The 14,498-nt window shown below is 49.3% G+C and carries 12 protein-coding genes; 6 read left to right on the top strand and 6 right to left on the bottom strand.

Annotated elements, in window-relative coordinates; translation table 11 throughout:
• The first annotated feature begins 27 nt into the window (after window positions 1-27).
• Complete coding sequence (locus G5S52_RS05205) at window positions 28-462, top strand: VOC family protein (protein ID WP_165012076.1); 435 nt, start codon at window positions 28-30, stop codon at window positions 460-462.
• A gap of 6 nt (window positions 463-468) precedes the next feature.
• On the opposite strand, the gene G5S52_RS05200 is transcribed toward G5S52_RS05205, so the two are convergent.
• On the bottom strand, window positions 469-3,153 hold the full coding sequence (locus G5S52_RS05200; protein ID WP_165012125.1) for a nitrate reductase: 2,685 nt from the start codon (window positions 3,151-3,153) through the stop codon (window positions 469-471).
• A gap of 428 nt (window positions 3,154-3,581) precedes the next feature.
• Here G5S52_RS05200 and cobA point away from each other — a divergent pair, with 428 nt between their 5' ends.
• The 5 genes from cobA (at window position 3,582) to G5S52_RS05175 (ending at window position 10,659) form a co-directional block, all read left to right on the top strand.
• A complete protein-coding gene (gene cobA / locus G5S52_RS05195) occupies window positions 3,582-4,379 on the top strand; it encodes a uroporphyrinogen-III C-methyltransferase (RefSeq protein WP_165012075.1) in 798 nt (265 codons plus the stop codon).
• 9 nt (window positions 4,380-4,388) lie between these two features.
• Entirely contained in the window at window positions 4,389-6,929 is a 2,541-nt protein-coding gene (gene nirB / locus G5S52_RS05190) for a nitrite reductase large subunit NirB (RefSeq protein ID WP_165012074.1), read from the top strand.
• Window positions 6,930-6,939: 10 nt separating this feature from the next.
• The gene (gene nirD, locus G5S52_RS05185; RefSeq protein WP_002540180.1) at window positions 6,940-7,269 is read left to right on the top strand and encodes a nitrite reductase small subunit NirD; all 330 of its coding nucleotides are present in this window, start codon (window positions 6,940-6,942) and stop codon (window positions 7,267-7,269) included.
• A gap of 112 nt (window positions 7,270-7,381) precedes the next feature.
• Window positions 7,382-8,857 (top strand): NarK family nitrate/nitrite MFS transporter, encoded by a 1,476-nt coding sequence (locus tag G5S52_RS05180; protein WP_165012073.1) that lies wholly within the window; start codon window positions 7,382-7,384, stop codon window positions 8,855-8,857.
• A gap of 2 nt (window positions 8,858-8,859) precedes the next feature.
• Window positions 8,860-10,659 (top strand): bifunctional protein-serine/threonine kinase/phosphatase, encoded by a 1,800-nt coding sequence (locus tag G5S52_RS05175; RefSeq protein WP_165012072.1) that lies wholly within the window; start codon window positions 8,860-8,862, stop codon window positions 10,657-10,659.
• Here the strand turns inward: G5S52_RS05175 and G5S52_RS05170 are convergent.
• The 5 genes from G5S52_RS05170 to G5S52_RS05150 form a co-directional block, all read right to left on the bottom strand.
• Window positions 10,656-10,997: a thioredoxin family protein gene (locus G5S52_RS05170; RefSeq protein ID WP_165012071.1), complete on the bottom strand. Its 342-nt coding sequence runs from the start codon at window positions 10,995-10,997 to the stop codon at window positions 10,656-10,658. The two genes, G5S52_RS05175 and G5S52_RS05170, sit on opposite strands and share 4 nt — an antisense overlap.
• Window positions 10,998-11,047: 50 nt before the next feature.
• On the bottom strand, window positions 11,048-11,422 hold the full coding sequence (locus G5S52_RS05165) for a hypothetical protein (protein ID WP_235956096.1): 375 nt from the start codon (window positions 11,420-11,422) through the stop codon (window positions 11,048-11,050).
• Between the two features lie 132 nt (window positions 11,423-11,554).
• Window positions 11,555-12,724: a Gfo/Idh/MocA family protein gene (locus G5S52_RS05160; RefSeq protein ID WP_165012070.1), complete on the bottom strand. Its 1,170-nt coding sequence runs from the start codon at window positions 12,722-12,724 to the stop codon at window positions 11,555-11,557.
• Window positions 12,725-12,726: 2 nt separating this feature from the next.
• Window positions 12,727-13,566 carry a class II fructose-bisphosphate aldolase gene (locus tag G5S52_RS05155; RefSeq protein WP_165012069.1) on the bottom strand — a complete coding sequence of 280 codons (840 nt, stop codon included), beginning with the start codon at window positions 13,564-13,566 and terminating at the stop codon, window positions 12,727-12,729.
• A 39-nt stretch (window positions 13,567-13,605) separates the two neighbouring features.
• A complete protein-coding gene (locus tag G5S52_RS05150) occupies window positions 13,606-14,466 on the bottom strand; it encodes a 5-deoxy-glucuronate isomerase (RefSeq protein ID WP_165012068.1) in 861 nt (286 codons plus the stop codon).
• Window positions 14,467-14,498: the final 32 nt, after the last annotated feature.

Genomic DNA, 14,498 nt, shown 5'->3' with positions numbered 1-14,498 from the left:
TAGAAGTAGTTCGACAAGGAGAAAGTCATGGCATTAACCCCATTTCATGTCGCCATTCCAGTGCGACACTTGGAAGAATCCCGACGTTTCTATGCGGATGTCCTCAATTGTGGAGAGGGGCGCAGCAGCGATGAGTGGGTTGATTTCAATCTCTATGGTCACCAACTGGTGATTCATCATGATCCAAACATTGGTGAAAACAACACACTCAAGCTTCATCACAATGCTGTTGATGCCAAGTCAGTGCCTGTTCCGCACATTGGTGTGGTGCTGGAAATGGAAGACTGGCAACAACTGGCTGATAGATTGAAATCCAGAGGCGTCGAATTTGTGATTGAGCCCTACATCCGTTTTGTTGGCCAGCCGGGTGAGCAGGCCACCATGTTCTTCCTTGACCCAACCGGAAACGCGCTCGAATTTAAAGCCTTCAAAGACATCGAAGGCAAGCTGTTTGCCAAGTAAGCCCGACTACTTGCCGCATGCGCTTTCAACCTGACGCTCATACGGCATGATTGAAATCGGCTTTGCGTTCCCAATAAACTGTTCCAGTTCCGCCACGCAGGAGCCGCAACCGGTTCCTGCTCCCGTTGACTCACCCAGCGATTTCACAGAACAAACGCCACTGTTATCGATGGCATTCTCAATATCTGCTTTGGTGACCTTTTTACAGGTGCAGATGGTTCGCGATTTGGCTTTCAGCGTGCCAGCAAGAAAACCATGCATGACTTCTGGCTCTGCTTCCGCTGAAATTAACTGGGAAATATCCGGTTGAGATCCGGCTAGCGACGATGGATATATCGCAGCAGCAAGTTCAAATTCTCCTGACTGAAGAGAAACCACCCGTTGCGCCTCGCCACTGGATGCAGTGACCAGAGTAGGCTGTTCATCATCTATCAATGCAGCCAACAAATCTTCCAACTCCAATGTTTTGACGGTTAGCTTGAGTGAATACAAAATACCGCTATCACATTGCTGTGATACCCAAAAAGCAGCGGGGATAGCATTGAGTTTTGTTTTATCCAACGGGGATCTAGAAACAATCTGCGCATCGAGATAAGTTTTTACCGATTTAACCTCTACAGGCGTCGCTTTGAACTCAGGCTGGCCGGAGAACGGATCCGTGTTGGAAGGAATGACAGTGCACACCTTGCCATCTGAACAGTTGGTATGTGTCCAGTGAATAGGGGCATAGCATTGCCCGACCGAAACGGTACTGGTTACTTTAGCAATGAAGATTTGTTCACCAATGCTACTGATGACTTTCGCCAAGTTACCATCCTTAATTCCACGATCGGCTGCATCAAAGGGGTGAATTTCAAGCCGAGGTACGCTGTCGTTCTCTGAAAGCGACGGAGAGAGCCCAGAGCGGGTCATGGTATGCCATTGGTCTCGAATTCGCCCAGAGTTCAATATAAGCCCATAGCGCTCACTTAAAGAGAGTGCGGGTGGCTTGTAATCAACAGCAACAAACCTGCCTTTGCCATTCGGCGTCGCATAGTTCCCATCGCCGAATAGACGTTCCGGGCAAACACCATCTTTTGCAGGCCATTGCCTAGGCGCAAAAGATTGATAACTTTCTGGCGTCATATCTGAAAGGCTTTCCAGCGTCAGGGCACGTGCGGTTGACGTGCCGACTTCATTTCCCAATCGGGTTTGCTCTACATACTCGTTGAAGATATCCAGTTCCGAGCGGTAGCTGAACTGCTGTTCGAATCCCATTTTCTTTGCGACTTCGCTGACTATCCACCAGTCGGGTTTGCCCATACCAGGGGTAGGCAACAAGCGACGCTGACGCGAAATCCGGCGTTCGGAGTTGGTGACAGTGCCTGACTTCTCGCTCCAACCTTGTGCAGGCAGACGAACGTGGGCGTACTTCAGAGTGTCATTACTTTCAACGCAATCAGAGACGACAACATAGGGACAGCTGGCGAGAATCGCATTAATCCGGTTGCTTTCCGGGAGGCTGACTGCTGGGTTGGTTGCCATCACCCAAAGAGCCTTAATCTTTCCTGTCTCAATCGCTTCGAACATGTCCATGGCTTTGAGGCCTGGCTTTGTCGCAAGGTTGGATGCTTCCCAAAATTCACTGAGTAGTTCTGATTGTTCTGGATTACCAAATTCCATATGTGCGGCCAGCGTGTTTGCCAGACCGCCAACCTCGCGCCCTCCCATGGCGTTAGGTTGTCCAGTGATTGAAAACGGTGTTGAGCCCGGCAGGCCAACCCGACCTGTTGCTATATGGCAGTTGAGAATGCTGTTTACCTTGTCTGTACCGCTGGTGGATTGATTCACACCCTGCGAATACACAGTCACGGTTTTCGGTGTTGAGCGGAACCACTGGTAGAAGGTTTCAATATCGGCTGTCTTGAGGCCAGTAGCCAAAGACACTGACGTGATGTTTGAGAAGCGCTTGGCGAGCTCTAATGCTTCATCAAAGCCTTCGGTATGTTGATCGACATATTTTTGGTTAATCTGATTCAGCTTTGCCATATAGGCGAGTAAGCCGTTGAACAACGCAATGTCAGAGCCCGGGAATAAGGGAAGGTGGAGGTCAGCAATTTCGCAACTTGCTGTTTCCCGTGGGTCGATGACTACGATCTTAGTGCCATGACGTGCTTTTGCGGCTTTAAGGCGTTGATACAAAACCGGGTGACACCATGCGAGGTTTGAGCCTGTGAGAATCACGAGATTAGCAAGTTCCAGATCTTCATAGTTGCCAGGCACGATATCTTCGCCGAATGCGCGTTTGTGACCGACGACAGAAGAAGCCATACACAGCCGGGAATTGGTATCGATATTGGCGCTGCCGATAAAGCCTTTCATCAGCTTGTTGGCGACATAGTAATCTTCGGTCAGCAGTTGTCCTGACACATAAAACGCGACCGAGTCCTGTCCGTACTTTGCGATGGTATCGCTGAAGGTGGAGGCGACATGGGAGAGCGCGTCATCCCATGAACAATCTACTCCGTGAACGGAAGGGGAAAGCATGCGCCCTTGTGTTGTGACGGTTTCCCCCAGCTTTAAGCCCTTTGAGCAAAGCTTTCCTAAATTTGCCGGATGCTCTTCATCGCCACGAACTTCCAATTTTCCATCAGCTTGTACTTTGGCCTCAATGCCACAGCCTACTCCGCAATATGCACATGTCGACTTTATCCAACTGGAATCATTATTTTAGTCATTTTATTCCTCTTGAGATTCTCTTATCTCTATTAAGGGGAATAAAGCAACTCTCACGCCAACTACTCGGTGCTAAATATGATTTTTTGCATTTGAGTTTTTATTTAATGAAAACCAATGAATAAGTATGGGAAAAGTTTTAAATATTATCTTTCACTGAAATAGTGCCAAATAAATTAAATTAATAAATTGCGCAATAACAGTGCATTAATGAGAGCTCAATGCACTAATTCGAAGCGAAAGATCTATTTTAAATCTATTTTTTATTCTGGTTCTCTAAAGCTTTTCAGTAAAAATATAACTTTTAAAAACATGACTTTATATCAGGATTTTAAATCTAGGTTTTCCTAATGGCACCCAAATTGCTCTAGCGAGATGAATAACACGCGACATGAGGGGCAAGGATGTCCACCGTTAAAATTACATCTTTTAAACGAGGACACGTCTCATTGGTGGGGGCCGGACCAGGTGATCCGGACTTGCTGACCATTAAGGCACTTCGTTGTATAGAGAATAGCGACGTGGTGGTTTATGACAGACTCGTCAGCAAGGAAATCATTGATCTGATCCCTGAGGGCGTCGAGCTGGTGTATGTGGGTAAAGCAAAAGGGAAGCACAGCGTTCCTCAGAGTGAAACCAACCAGCTATTGATCGAACTCGCCAGCCGCGGCAAAAGAATCTGTCGTTTAAAAGGCGGTGATTCCTTTGTGTTTGGTCGCGGTGGTGAAGAGATGTTAGAGCTACACCGTGAGGGTATATCCGTAGAAGTCGTTCCGGGTATCACCGCAGCGTCAGGATGCACCAGCTATGCAGGTATTCCTTTGACACATCGGGGCCTTTCTCAAGGGGCAACTTTCGTCACGGCACATGCGGAAAAAGAGCTCTCCATCAACTGGCAGGCGCTGGCCTCGCTGAATCACACGCTGGTGTTTTACATGGGCTTGTCGAAGGTCGGGCAAATTGCTCAGTCACTGAGTCAGCATGGCCTTTCTACCAGCACGCCAGTCGCCATTATTGAGAATGGCTGCACGCCGCAGCAGCGGGTTTTTACCGCCGATTTGCATTCAATTGAAGCCACCATTCAAGGAGAGGGCGTCAAGTCCCCAGCGCTTGTTGTGGTGGGTGAGGTCGTCACACTGGCTGATGACCTCAACTGGTTTATCTCTCAGGCTGAAACACAGCTAGAGAAGCTTTCTGCATAGGGAATAACAATGGAAAAGAAACGCATCGTTGTCATTGGTAATGGCATGGTTGGGCACCGATTTATTGAGGAGTTGTGCGACAAAAATGCTGAAGGCACCTTTGAGATTACGACCTTCTCGGAAGAGCCAAGACTGGCTTATGACAGGGTTCAGCTCAGTGGCTATTTCAGTGGGAAATCCGCGGATGATTTGATGTTAACCAGTGAAGAAGCCTACGACGAAAAGGGTGTTCACTACTTCCTGAATGAGAAGGTCACCGCTATTCGTGCTGAAAATCACTGCGTTGTGACAGACAAAGGCAGAGAAGTTTTTTACGACAAGTTAGTGGTCGCTACCGGTTCTTACCCTTTTGTTCCGCCTATTGAAGGTAACGATCAACCACATTGTCATGTTTATCGCACCATAGAAGATTTGGAAGCGATTGAAGCCTCTGGAAAGCAAAGCCAGTCAGGCGTCGTTATCGGTGGCGGGTTACTTGGGCTTGAAGCCGCAAACGCCCTGAAATGTATGGGCGTTGACACCCATGTCGTGGAATTTGCGCCGAGATTGATGGCTGTTCAGTTGGATGAGGGCGGTGGTGAGCTGCTCAAAGAAAAAATCGAATCTCTGGGCGTTAAAGTCCACACAGAAAAAGCCACCAAATGCATTACGGCAGGCAGCACTTCACGTTACAAACTAATGTTTGCGGACGGCTCCGAGCTTGAAACTGACATGATTGTTTTCTCTGCAGGGATTCGTCCGCAGGATGAGCTTGCGAGGGAGTTTGGCCTTGAGATTGGTGAGCGTGGCGGGATTGTGATTAACGATCAGTGTCAGACCAATGAAGAGGATGTTTACGCCATTGGCGAATGTGCACTGTGGCAGGGCAAAATCTTTGGTTTGGTGGCACCGGGCTATCAAATGGCCAAGGTGGCCGTCGCCAATATTTGCGGTGAAGAAGCCGCTTTTAAAGGCGCTGATATGAGCACCAAGCTCAAGTTGCTGGGTGTGGATGTAGCAAGCATTGGTGATGCGCAAGGCAACACGCCTGGCGCGCAATCATACACTTACGCCGACAGTGTGGAGCAAATCTACAAACGCATTATTGTCTCTGAAGATGGTACCAAACTGCTGGGGGCTGTGCTGGTCGGGGATACCGAAAGTTACCCAACTCTGCTGCAAACCATGTTGAACGACATGCCATTGCCAGAATACCCCTCAGTGTTGCTTCTGTCTGGCGATGCGGCTTCCTCAGACTCTGGCGCTGCTGGTGTTGCAAACCTTCCTGATGAAGCACAAATCTGTTCTTGTTATGACGTCACTAAAGCAGACATCAAATCAGCCGTTGTCGCGGGTTGCACCAACATGGCCGATCTTAAAGCGGAAACCAAAGCATCAAGCGGATGTGGCGGTTGTTCAGCACTTGCCAAGCAGGTGATGGACGCAGAGCTGGCAGCGCTAGGCCATGAGGTAAACAACAACCTTTGTGAGCACTTCCATTACACCCGCCAGGAACTGGCTGACATTGTTCGTATCAAGAAAATCAAAACGTTCGACGAACTGTTAGACAGCCATGGTGAAGGACTGGGCTGTGACGTCTGTAAACCTGCTGTCGGCTCGATTCTGGCGTCTTTCTGGAATGACTATGTGTTGAAAGAAGAACATATGGGATTGCAGGACACCAACGACATCTACCTTGGCAACATGCAAAAAGACGGAACATATTCCGTCGTTCCGCGCGTGGCTGGTGGTGAGATCACGCCGGATAAACTGATTGTACTGGGTCAGGTGGCTAAGCAGTTTGACCTCTACACCAAAGTGACCGGTGGTCAGCGTATCGACCTTTTCGGCGCGCAACTTCACGAACTGCCTGAAATATGGCGAATTCTGGTCGATGCAGGTTTCGAAACCGGCCATGCCTACGGGAAATCAGTGCGTACGGTGAAGTCTTGTGTTGGCTCGACCTGGTGTCGTTACGGCGTGGATGACAGCGTTGGCTTTGCGATTGATATCGAGAACCGCTACAAAGGCCTGAGATCGCCGCACAAACTGAAGTTCGCCGTATCAGGTTGTACCCGCGAGTGTGCAGAAGCGCAATCAAAAGACATCGGTATTATCGCGACAGAAAACGGCTGGAACCTCTATGTTTGTGGCAATGGCGGTATGCGCCCGCGTCACGCTGATTTATTCGCATCAGACCTTGATAGTGAAACCCTGATTAAATACATCGACCGCGTGTTGATGTTCTACATCCGAACCGCAGACCGCTTGCAACGCACGTCAGTTTGGCTAGAAAACCTCGAAGGAGGATTGGACTACCTGCGTCAAGTGGTGATCGAAGACAAGCTCAACATTGGTGAAGAGCTGGAAGCAGAAATGGCGGCAAGCCTGGGTAACTATCAATGCGAGTGGAAAACCACCATTGAATCGCCTGAGAAACTCAAGCGCTTCAAACATTTCGTTAATAGCGAAGCGCAGGATGAGAGTTTGAAATATCAAACTGTTCGTGGTCAGCGTATTCCTGCTGAACTTGCATCGCAAAGTATCGATATCGTCACGCTGGAAAGTTAAGGAGAAAGCAATGAGCCAGTGGCAAACCATTTGTGAAAAGTCTGACTTGGTCAAAAACACCGGCGTGTGCGCGTTGTTGGAAGACAAGCAGGTGGCGGTATTTCTTTGTGGCCGAACAGACTCGCTATATGCCGTTGATAATTATGATCCAATCGGCAAAGCGAATGTGCTTTCTCGCGGAATGATCGGCTCGATAGGTGACAAAACAGTGATCGCCTCACCGCTCTATAAACAGCATTTTTGCTTAGATAGCGGTATTTGTCTGGAAGACGAAAACGTATCGATCACCACCTACCCGGTCCGTTGTCATGAAGGTGCTGTGCAACTGAGTCTGGTTTAAATATTTATTCCCCTGATTACCCAATCAGGGGAAGTTAAAAATTTTCAAATTAAGTTTGCTGTGATTCAAACATCACGGCACAGGGATTGTTTGTTTGAAGAGGAAGTCAATAATGTCATCTAGTGACAAGTTCAATATATTTTCCTTTACCGGAAAAATGAAAATTCTCCATTTAAGTTGGTTCGCATTCTTTATTACCTTTGTGGTGTGGTTTAACTTTGCGCCATTGCTGCAATCGGTAAAAGAATCGCTCGGCTTAACCACCGCAGAAATTAAAACTCTGCTTATTCTCAACGTTGCTTTTACCATTCCAGCGCGTGTCTTAATCGGCATGCTTACGGATAAATATGGGCCGCGGCTAATCTATTCTTTACTGCTTGCTATCTGTTCCATCCCTTGTTTTGTTTTCGCACTTTCAGATAGCTTCGTTCAAGCTGCCATTGCCCGTTTTGCACTGGGTCTTATCGGTGCAGGCTTTGTTATCGGTATCCGTCTGGTGTCTGAGTGGTTCCCTCACAATGAACTGGGCACTGCAGAAGGTATCTACGGTGGCTGGGGTAACTTCGGCTCAGCAGCCGCTGCATTCACCCTGCCAACCGTGGCTGTGATGTTCGGTGGTGAAGATGGCTGGCGTTACGCTATGGGTATCACTGGCTTGATAAGCCTGGCTTTCTCTTTCGTGTTTTATCGCAACGTAACGGATACGCCAAAAGGTGCAACCTACTACAAACCAAAGAACGGCGGCGCAATGGAAGTCACCTCAAAAGGCGACTTCTACCTTCTGCTATTCATGAAAACCCCAATGTACGGTGCACTGGCATTGTTGGCTTGGAAACTTTCTCCAAGCGGTATCGGCATGTTCTCTGATGCAGCTGTGTACGGTATTTATGCGGTACTTGCGGGCATCTACCTGTTTGATGCTTCCCAAGTTTGGAAAGTGAACAAGCACGTCTTTAAAGAAGAGGTGCCAGAAATTCACCGCTACCAATTTAAGCAGGTTGCTGTGCTTAATGTGCTGTACTTTGCGACCTTTGGTTCTGAGTTGGCTGTGGTTTCAATGCTGCCACTGTTCTTCTCTGAAACCTTTGAACTGACACCTGTAGTGGCGGGTATGGTGGCATCCGCTTATGCCTTCATGAACCTGATGTCACGTCCTGGTGGCGGCTGGTTGTCTGATAAATTCGGTCGTAAACCAACACTGCTTATCCTCACTGCGGGTCTGGCATTGGGTTACTTCGTGATGGGTCAAGTCGACAGCGCGTGGCCAGTTTGGCTGGCGGTTGTAGCGGCAATGGGTTGTTCGTTCTTTGTACAATCCGGTGAAGGTGCAGTATTTGCGGCCGTGCCACTGATCAAGCGTCGCATGACGGGTCAAATCGCAGGTATGACAGGTGCTTATGGTAACGTGGGTGCAGTGACTTATCTGACGATTTTGTCGCTGGTTGATTACAGCACTTTCTTCTACATCATTGCAGGTACCGCGGTTCTTGGCTTTGTCACGCTACTCTTTATGGAAGAGCCGTCAGGCCAGATTGCTGAAGTGAATGATGATGGTTCAATCACCATGATTGATGTGGCGAAAGCATAAGTATGAAACCAGAGTTTCATGAACAGGCAGCGTCGTATGGCGCTGCCGGCACTGAAAACGGGGAGACGCAGGAAGCGGCTTCCCGTTTGATCGTTCGTGCAGGTGGCAGCTCGGTTGCCGGGCGCAAGCCACCTAATCAGGATGCTTTTGCTGTTTACTTGCCAAAAAAGGCAAGCGAGCTGAAACACAAAGGTGTGGTAGCGGCGATAGCGGATGGTGTCAGCACCAGTGAAGTCAGTCAGAAAGCCAGTGAAATGGGCGTGACTGAATTCGTCAACAACTACCTCGACACGCCGATTACCTGGCCAGTGAAAGATGCCGCTGGCAAGGTGATGAAATCCCTCAATTACTGGCTTTACCATCATGGACAACAAGCAGGCACGCAAGCCAGTGCTATGGTGGCGGCTTTTTGCTCAGTGATTGTGAAATCGAATACCGCCCATGTTTTTCATGTCGGCGATTGCCGTGTCTACCTTTGGCGTCAGCACAGACTGACCCAGATTACGCAGGATCATCGTCACTACCAAAGTAAAACCCAACATCACTTAACCCGAGCGCTGGGTATTGATAGCCACTTGAATGTGGATTATCAGCCCGTTGCACTAGAGCGTGGTGATCTGTTGTTTCTGGCGACAGATGGCATTCATGACACCATGACAGAGCGGGAAATCGCCCAACGTCTCTACGCTTCCGATACCACGTCTGATCTAGAACACTTAGCGGCATCGTTTGTTGATGATGCTTATAAGTTGGGCAGCGATGACAATATCACTTGCCTGTTGTTAGCTGTCGATTCGCTTCCCGCTGCGACCTATGGCGAAGCGCTTCGCGATTTATCAGAAAGAAAAATTCCGCCTGTTCTGAAAGAAGGACAGAAGATTGACCACTACACCGTGGCGAGGGTGCTTTATAGCGGAAGTCGGAGTCATATCTACCTGACGCGCAGTGACTTGGATGGCCGTCAGTATGTATTGAAAATGCCATCGCTCAACTTTGCGGATGATGCGGTTTATCTTGCGGGCTTTATACGGGAAGGGTGGATTGGTGAGCAGGTGAAATCACCCGGCGTGATGAAGATACATCCGCCATCGAGTTATTCGCCATACCTCTATCATGTCTGCGATTACATCGAAGGTGTCACACTCAGACAATGGATGATCGATAATCCAACGCCGACGCTCACTCAGGTTCGTACGCTGGCAAAAGGGGCTATTCGAGCGGTTCGGGTGCTTCAACGCCTTTCGGTGGTTCATCGCGATATCAAACCGGATAATCTCATGGTCGACAAAGACATGAATGTGACTTTGATTGACTACGGTACTGCGCAATCAGCAGGCTTGGAAGAGTTAATGGGGAGTGAGGAAGAAGGATATCCAGTCGGTGACTTAAACTACGCGGCACCGGAATACCTCAAAGGCAACAAAGCCAATTTCTCTTCTGACTTATTTTCATTAGGTATGACAGTTTACGAGCTTTTGACCGGACATTTGCCTTACAAAGCAGTGAATGCCTCCAACCCCAGAGCGGCAAACCGAAAAAACTATGTGCCAGCAACGGTCTATTGTCCCGGTGCCCCGGATTGGTTTGATGAGGCGCTCAAAAAAGCCTGTCATCCTATCCCGAAAGCCCGCTATCATGCGCTTTCCGAATTTGAACAGGATTTGATGAAACCTAACCCAGCGTTTAAGTCTTCCAATGAAAACAGGCCGCTTTTAGAAAGCGACCCATTACGTTTCTGGAAAGGACTAAGCCTTATCCTGTTCCTGATTGTATTAATCCAAATTGTTTTTCTTATCGGTTAGCGCGCCTGTGAAATCAAATCTTCCACCTCGTCTTCATGAATCGGGCGAACAATGCGGTCAACTTCCAACCCATCCCGAAGAAGGATCAGGGTTGGCCAGAGCTTCACCTTAAAGGCTCGCCCTAAAGGCTTGCCCTTACAGTCATAAACTTTGGTGTGAGGGAAAGACTTTGCTTCTAGCACGGCTTTTACTGCGGGTTCAGCCGCTTGGCAGTGGCCGCACCATGGCGCGCCAAACTCTATGATAGTGATACCTTTTTGGTCGCTGATATCCTCAAAAGAAGGGGCGTCATCACTGTATTCTGGGTTGAATCCCGTTTCGGTCGCGCGTATCGACATGCTGTCCTCCATGACATGATGAAAAAGGGCCGAGCCAAGCCCCTAGGATATTACGTCCAGCGTTTAATCGCATCCGCCGTGTCGCTTGGGTTGGTGTTGAAGCAAATTGTCGCCTGTGGTGCGGCTTTATGAACGGCATTTACCAGTTTTTCAAACACCAGAAAATGGTCTTCATCACGGCGGACACCTGCGCCAATCAGCACGCAGTCATAAGGTTTGCCATTGAGTGCTTCAGTCGCCGCATCATACGCAGTTTCACCGTCACGAATGTAGTGAAGGTCGACAGCATATCCGAGGGTAAGAAGTCTATCGCGATCTCCTTCCAGTGCCGCGCGGAGTTTATCTGCAGTCATACCTGGCCACTTGTCGTAATTCACCACATCTGGATGCCAGCCAAACAAGGCCACTTTCTTGTTATCCATCATCGTATTCTCCTTTTATCGTCCTTTGCTAATGTACCGTGGGACAGGAAAATGCACTGTTCTAAATACGATAAAAAAAGCGAGCAGACCGACGACTGGCTACCTGCTCGCAAGGTTAAAAGCGTTGTATAAATCCTAAGTCAGATTTCGGAGAGGTTCCCATTTGCCCTCATTGTCCCGGGAGCGCACTGCGGCGTAAACAAACGCCATGCCGTATGCACCGTCTTGAACGGTTGGGTTCCAGAGGCTCAATGGTTCTGGGGTTTCGCCAGTCAGATCATCAACGATGTTGGAAGCAAAGTCGTAGTAGAGGTTGGCAAATGCCTCGCGATAGCCCTCCGGATGACCGATAGCGACATGGGAAACACGCTCTCCCGCACCTGAAAGACCTTTACCACCTTTTGTCAGCACATAAGCAGGCTTATCGATAGGGCGGACGATCAGTTCATTAGGCTGTTCCTGTTGCCATTCCAAGCCGCCTTTGGTGCCGTAAATGGTAAAGCTCAAACCATGAACACCGCCGGCTGCGGCTTGTGTGACCCAGAAGATGCCGCGTGCGTTATTGGGGTAGCGAAGCAATATGCCGCAGTAGTCATCTGCCGTGCGTCCATCGACCAATGCCGTCACATCGGCGCTCAATGAACTGGCTTCCATGCCAGCAACGTAGCTGGTCAGGTGATAGCTATGTGTCGCGATATCACCAAGGATCAGAGAAGGGCCAGCAAGCTCTGGCTTCATATGCCAGTTAGAGCCAGCAAGCTCAGATTCTGTCAGTGCTGCCAAGTGTCCCTGAACGTAATTGCTTTGCACCATTGTGATGTCACCGATCACACCCTGTGCCACCATTTCACGCGCTTGACGCACCATGGCATAACCGCTGTAGCCGTAAGCGACGCAGTAACGCTTACCCGATGCATTAACCCGCTTGACCAAGTCAGCAGATTCATCTTCAGTCATGGTCAGAGGTTTTTCGCAGAACACGTTAAAACCAGCATCTAATGCGCGGCATGAAAGCTCATAGTGACTGTTGTTGGGCGTCATGATGGCGAGTGCATCTATGGGCTCATCCGCCGCAGCTTCTCCGGCAAACAAGGCATCCGGGTCGCCATAAGGACGCGGAATACCCATGGATTTTCCTGCAGCAATTGAACGCTCAGGATTTGAGGAAAACACACCCGCGACAACATCAAATTCTTCATGCATGGTGGCAGATGACCGGTGAATGGAGCCGATAAAGGAATCTGGCCCGCCGCCTATCACGCCGAGTCTTAAACGTCGTCCGAGCTTTTTATACGCCTTGCTCATTGTCACTCCTTGTCTGCTGCCAGGAGCGTGAGCACTCGCATGGCTTCTTGCTTCAGTGCAGGCATGGCTTTGCCCGCGAAATATTGTTTATCAAATTTATTCGGTTCTTCAGCCATGGCTTCACGAATTGCGTTGCCAAAAGCCATTCTAAGTGTCGTTCCCACGTTAAATTTACCGATTCGGCGGGTTTTGAGTTCGCGAAGATCAGCTTCAGTGATACCTGTGGTGCCGTGAATCACCAGAGGCAAGCTGGTAGCCGCTTCGATCTCATCAAGCAGGGAGAAATTAATTGGGCTTCCCGCTTCTGTCATGCGATGGACATTACCGACTGAAATCGCAAGCACATCAATACCACTTTGCTCGGCGTAAATCCGTGCTTCTTCCGGGTCGGTAAATTCGGATTTGATATGGTCGCGACCTTCCTGATAAGGCACAGAGCCAAGTTCACCTTCGACTGAAACGCCGACTGCATGGGCTGCGTCAGCGACCGCTCTTGTCCGGCGGATATTTTCTTCGAGAGGTAATTGTGAACCATCAAACATCACCGAACTGAATCCGGCGTGAATAGCGCGGTAAACAATGGCTTCGTCATAGCAATGATCGAGGTGAACTACTACAGGTACAGAGCTGGCCCGCGCCATGGGAAGCAGCATGCCTGCCATAGACTCCACACCAGCGAGATCCACCATGTCTTTGTTCACAGCGAGGATCACGGGTAGGTTCAGCTCCTCAGCGGCGGCGATAATCGCCCGCGCTTCTTCAATACCAAATACGTTACAACAAGGCACCGCGCCTTGGGACGACGCGGCTTCCGGCATAAGGTCGTTCAGGGTAACTAGCATCCTTGTCTCCGTTATTGCAGGGTCAATAGACCCAAAGCGTTACTTGAACTTGGCGACCATGTCCTTGATGCCGGGAATCGTATGTACCTGATACTCATGGTGAGGGTCGAAGTACTGCACGAGAGACTTACTCTTTTCACCGACAATGATGGTGAAGTAGTACATCTCATAACCCGGTGCAGCGACAGAAGGGTGATAGCCTTTGTCTATGGCGATGACGCTTCCGGTTCTGACGTGGTAGACAGGTCCGTAGTCGTCTTCGTGCTCATATAGGAATTGTGCCCCAAACCCGTGACCCGGATTGAATCGGAACTGGTACACCTCTTCGTAACGCGTTTCTTGCGGCGGCCGTTCTTCATCATGTTTGTGGGGAGGAAATCCTGACCAACCTCCTGCGCCGACAGTAAACAGTTCGCTGACGAGCAATCTTCCGCGCTGGTCTGCGTTTTTCTGTCCGAGGATGTGTTTGATTTTTCTGTGTGTTTTGGTGTCATCGCTGCCGTATTGCACTTTGTCTGTGTCTTCGGGCTGGATGGCGAATGGGGTGAGTTTCTCGCTGTTTTCTTCCGGCTCATAACGTCCTCCGGCAATCAGTACATCTGCGACCTCTGAAATACATGACACTGTCACGTTTGAACCGACAGGAACGTACACAGCAGCAGGGTCGCCTTCCCAGACGGAAGCGCGTTTACCTATGTTCTCAAAGGTTTCACCATCAACCGTAATGTTGCAGGTGCCGCCTGCCAGCACAACGGCAGATTCATAACCCTCAAGCATGTAACTATAAGACTCACTATTCGTGAGTTTCACTGGGTTGAAGTAACACAGTGGTGTCGTATCGTCATTAACGTTGATAACGGGTTCATTGCGGTTATCAAACGGTGGAATATGTTTTCCCATCTTGTACTCCTTAATCCTTCCCTGATTCTGAT

The organism is Grimontia sedimenti, assembly GCF_011045095.1.
GTDB classification, from domain to species: Bacteria; Pseudomonadota; Gammaproteobacteria; order Enterobacterales; family Vibrionaceae; genus Enterovibrio; species Enterovibrio sedimenti.
Note: the sequence above shows the minus strand (reverse complement) of the source record. Positions and strands in the feature narration are given on the sequence as shown.

Coding starts and splice junctions, on each gene's coding strand:
- G5S52_RS05205 (WP_165012076.1), top strand. CDS start 28: ATGGCATTAACCCCATTTCATGTCGCCATTCCAGTGCGACACTTGGAA.
- cobA (WP_165012075.1), top strand. CDS start 3,582: ATGTCCACCGTTAAAATTACATCTTTTAAACGAGGACACGTCTCATTG.
- nirB (WP_165012074.1), top strand. CDS start 4,389: ATGGAAAAGAAACGCATCGTTGTCATTGGTAATGGCATGGTTGGGCAC.
- nirD (WP_002540180.1), top strand. CDS start 6,940: ATGAGCCAGTGGCAAACCATTTGTGAAAAGTCTGACTTGGTCAAAAAC.
- G5S52_RS05180 (WP_165012073.1), top strand. CDS start 7,382: ATGTCATCTAGTGACAAGTTCAATATATTTTCCTTTACCGGAAAAATG.
- G5S52_RS05175 (WP_165012072.1), top strand. CDS start 8,860: ATGAAACCAGAGTTTCATGAACAGGCAGCGTCGTATGGCGCTGCCGGC.
- G5S52_RS05170 (WP_165012071.1), bottom strand. CDS start 10,997: ATGTCGATACGCGCGACCGAAACGGGATTCAACCCAGAATACAGTGAT.
- G5S52_RS05165 (WP_235956096.1), bottom strand. CDS start 11,422: ATGATGGATAACAAGAAAGTGGCCTTGTTTGGCTGGCATCCAGATGTG.
- G5S52_RS05160 (WP_165012070.1), bottom strand. CDS start 12,724: ATGAGCAAGGCGTATAAAAAGCTCGGACGACGTTTAAGACTCGGCGTG.
- G5S52_RS05155 (WP_165012069.1), bottom strand. CDS start 13,566: ATGCTAGTTACCCTGAACGACCTTATGCCGGAAGCCGCGTCGTCCCAA.
- G5S52_RS05150 (WP_165012068.1), bottom strand. CDS start 14,466: ATGGGAAAACATATTCCACCGTTTGATAACCGCAATGAACCCGTTATC.